Origin of the sequence: Ruminococcus sp., from assembly GCF_019417665.1 — a bacterium.
GTDB lineage: Bacteria > Bacillota > Clostridia > Oscillospirales > Ruminococcaceae > Ruminococcus_C.
The window spans coordinates 1-3,051 of the sequence record NZ_DXUU01000116.1 but is presented as its reverse complement, the minus strand read 5'-3'; the positions used below and the strand labels follow the sequence as shown (position 1 = coordinate 3,051).

The following is a 3,051-nucleotide window of genomic DNA, read 5'->3' as shown; positions in this document are numbered from 1 at the left end:
ATATGAGAATTATACCATAAATCAATTCAAAAGTCAATATGTCAGTACACTAGGAGATGCTAAAATGAGTTCAAAGCAAACAAACTCTTCTAAAGGAGGTTGCTTGATCATCGTTGTTATCCTGCTAGGAATTGTATTTTTATGGGTGACAAAATGGCTTGGAGCAGCAATTGTGGCGACAGCAATTCTATGGTTTATAGAATATGCAATATTTCCAGCACAAAAAAGATCGGAACCCGATTCTGACAGCTTTGAGAGCCAAAACTGCCCCAACTGTGGCGCACCATTACTGCCCGATGGATCTTGCGAATACTGCAAAAGGGGGAAGAAACGTTGAACAAGCATAAAATTATCAAATGGATTCTGTTTTGTATATGCATACTGCTGTTTGTTCTGATGATCATTCTTTCCATCGGGCGTGCAGCGATCTGTTTTTTGATTGCCGCTTTTTTTGTATGTCCATTTCTAAATATCCTAAAAAAACTGGATACATATATTCAGGAGAAGCATCGAAAAAGGGCAACTGTAATTTCAGCCGCTATTTTTGCAGTGTGCGGAGGTCTTTCCGTATATTCTCACTATTATTATATCCAGAATCCACCTGTGTGTACGTTCAGCTCATTTGACAATTCCCCTGTTGAAATTTCATACTATCATGAAACAGGAAGTTTTATTGTAAATGCAGTTGAACCTGAATTTGATGCAAACAATCTGGAGTTCATCAGCCAAAACACGGATATTGCAGAATTCAAATATGATCGTACCGTTTTAGATGACCATATTTATTACAGCATTGAACCGGTATCAGGTGGAGAAACATACATATATGTCCGCTGCAAAGAATGCGGTGCAGAATCCAAAAAAATACATGTTACCGTAAATATGCCGAAAAAATCCACAGAAACCTCAGCGCAAAACACTAGCACAACAAAATTATCCACATCCTCTACAACAAAATCAACTACTATCACAACTTTCGCTACTACAGTTGTGACAACTACAACAACTGTCGTACCCACACCTGTAGAAACAGAGGCTGCTGTTGTTCAGAAAACAGAGCCAACAATGCTACATTTCATCTTAAATACAGATTCAAATTGTGTTCACATCAACCCGAATTGTAATAGGGCAAAAGAAATCCTGCCGGAAAATTATGCTGAAATTGATATACTTGAAGATGAATTAGGCAATTATGCCGGTCAATACTGGGCTTGCGGAGTATGCTCAAAACGGTATAAAGATCAACTCCCCAATTGGAATTGATGTAACATAATACAGAATAGCAACAAATCCGCCTATAGCTGAACTGCTATAGGTGGATTTGTTCATAATTATTTTACATGTATATTTTCACATTTCTTCTTGACAATACGTGTTGCGTATGATATAATAATATTGTGCTCAGGGAGATGAGCACAATACCGGGGCAAGCGGATATAGAAAGGAGGCACAAATGGAAAACATGACAGATAAGCAGATGGAAGTTATCCTGAATCTTGTGGCTGACAAGTTTGCAGCTTGCAAGGATATGGACGAAGTCAAAAAAGCTGTCCAGGAAGTCAGAGACATGGCAAAAAAAGATAAGCCCACCGAATAATCGATAGGCTCACCCGAACAAAACACGAAAGAGCGGTTCTTGCCACCGCTTTTTTGTGCTATCTAATTATAGCACACTTTTCCCGGTTTGGCAAGATAATTTTTTAGGAGGTGCTGCATGACACCGCAAAAAAAGTACGACTTAGCAAACACAAAAACATACACGATCAAAGTCGTAAAGACGACAGAAAAAGATATTATGGATAAGCTGGACAGTGTACCGAATAAAGCTGGGTACATAAAGGAACTGATCCGCAAGGATATCATGGAAAACGGATAAAAAATGCCCCACGGCGGCAACCGTGAGACGTTTCAAAAAGGATGTACTTTGAACTCGTACATCCTCATTATAGCACATTTCTTTTGAAATTGCAAGGAGGAATTTTTATGGGCAGACCAAAAAAGTACCAATGACACATAAATGCTGACTGTCAAAGTATGCACTGCAATCTGCTCCGCTTTCATCTTTTATTGCAAGTATTTTCTTTTCACCAGTATCCAGCGAATATTGTACCAGTTCCATTTTCATGGAATAATCATCTGCACTCTCGCCGGTAACAATATTATACGCATAATAAAGGCTGTCTCCAAAAACTCCCACTATCATATAATTTCCATACCATGCGCCTTCTGCGGAATCTGTCGTCGAATCGGAAATCATGATATTCTCTTCAGATGCAGTGTTAATCGAATATAGCCCACCTGTTGTTGTGGTATAGAACAGACTATCCTCCACAAGAACCATAGAATCAATGGATTCATTCGGTGCGTAGAATGACGCTATATCGCCAGTTTCAGTCTGAATTCGTACAATAGAGTATCCACCAATGTTTTCGTTATAGGTCAGCGCATAGAGATAACCATCCTGAGAAAGATTCAGTGATTTCAAAGGATCATTGTTGAGCGGCGAAAAAAACACCTCGTTCCAACTTGCACTCGTCAGATTTTCACAAGTTCTATTCGCCTTATTATATTTGCAGATGTGACCGGATTTCTGTACTTCATCACTGCCCCATACCGTTGCCTTGTTGGTATCGACAAAAAATATATATTGTGCATCTTCTACCATATATCCACCACTGAGGATGTTGTCCATATCTGCACCAATATAGTGTGCAGATTCCGTGGGAAATGGTTCTGTTGGCGGCTCCGTTGGTGGTACTGTCACTTCCTCAGTTGCAGCAAGAGTTATTTCTTCTGCTGCTGTGCTTTCATCTGTCATCTCTGAAGTCTCTGCAGACAGTTCATTTCTGTTTTCCACATTCAATACTTCGCTGATGTCATTTTTAATACCTTCCTCAGAGGCACAGCCAGTCATAACGTTACCTAATATGGCAATTATCGTCATAGATGCAAAAATCTTTTTTATCTTCATATTTACCGCCTTCTTTTATTGAATATTTTAGAGCCTGTTCAGTATCTTTACACCAAGTTCTAAAAGAAGTATAATAAAAA

The 3,051-nt window shown here is 39.1% G+C and carries 5 protein-coding genes; 4 read left to right on the top strand and 1 reads right to left on the bottom strand.

What is annotated here, in order from left to right:
• From QZ375_RS14060 to QZ375_RS14045, 4 genes are all read left to right on the top strand, one after another.
• On the top strand, positions 1-337 hold a 337-nt coding region (locus QZ375_RS14060; RefSeq protein ID WP_295219996.1), incomplete at its 5' end, for a hypothetical protein.
• The gene (locus QZ375_RS14055; RefSeq protein ID WP_295219994.1) at positions 334-1,263 is read left to right on the top strand and encodes a hypothetical protein; all 930 of its coding nucleotides are present in this window, start codon (positions 334-336) and stop codon (positions 1,261-1,263) included. The genes QZ375_RS14060 and QZ375_RS14055, both read left to right, overlap by 4 nt.
• Before the next feature lie 190 nt (positions 1,264-1,453).
• Positions 1,454-1,597 carry a hypothetical protein gene (locus QZ375_RS14050; protein ID WP_295219992.1) on the top strand — a complete coding sequence of 48 codons (144 nt, stop codon included), beginning with the start codon at positions 1,454-1,456 and terminating at the stop codon, positions 1,595-1,597.
• A gap of 117 nt (positions 1,598-1,714) precedes the next feature.
• Positions 1,715-1,876, top strand: coding sequence for a hypothetical protein (locus QZ375_RS14045; protein WP_295219990.1), 162 nt, complete (start codon positions 1,715-1,717; stop codon positions 1,874-1,876).
• Between the two features lie 105 nt (positions 1,877-1,981).
• On the opposite strand, the gene QZ375_RS14040 is transcribed toward QZ375_RS14045, so the two are convergent.
• The gene (locus QZ375_RS14040) at positions 1,982-2,971 is read right to left on the bottom strand and encodes a hypothetical protein (protein WP_295219987.1); all 990 of its coding nucleotides are present in this window, start codon (positions 2,969-2,971) and stop codon (positions 1,982-1,984) included.
• Between the last annotated feature and the right edge of the window lie 80 nt (positions 2,972-3,051).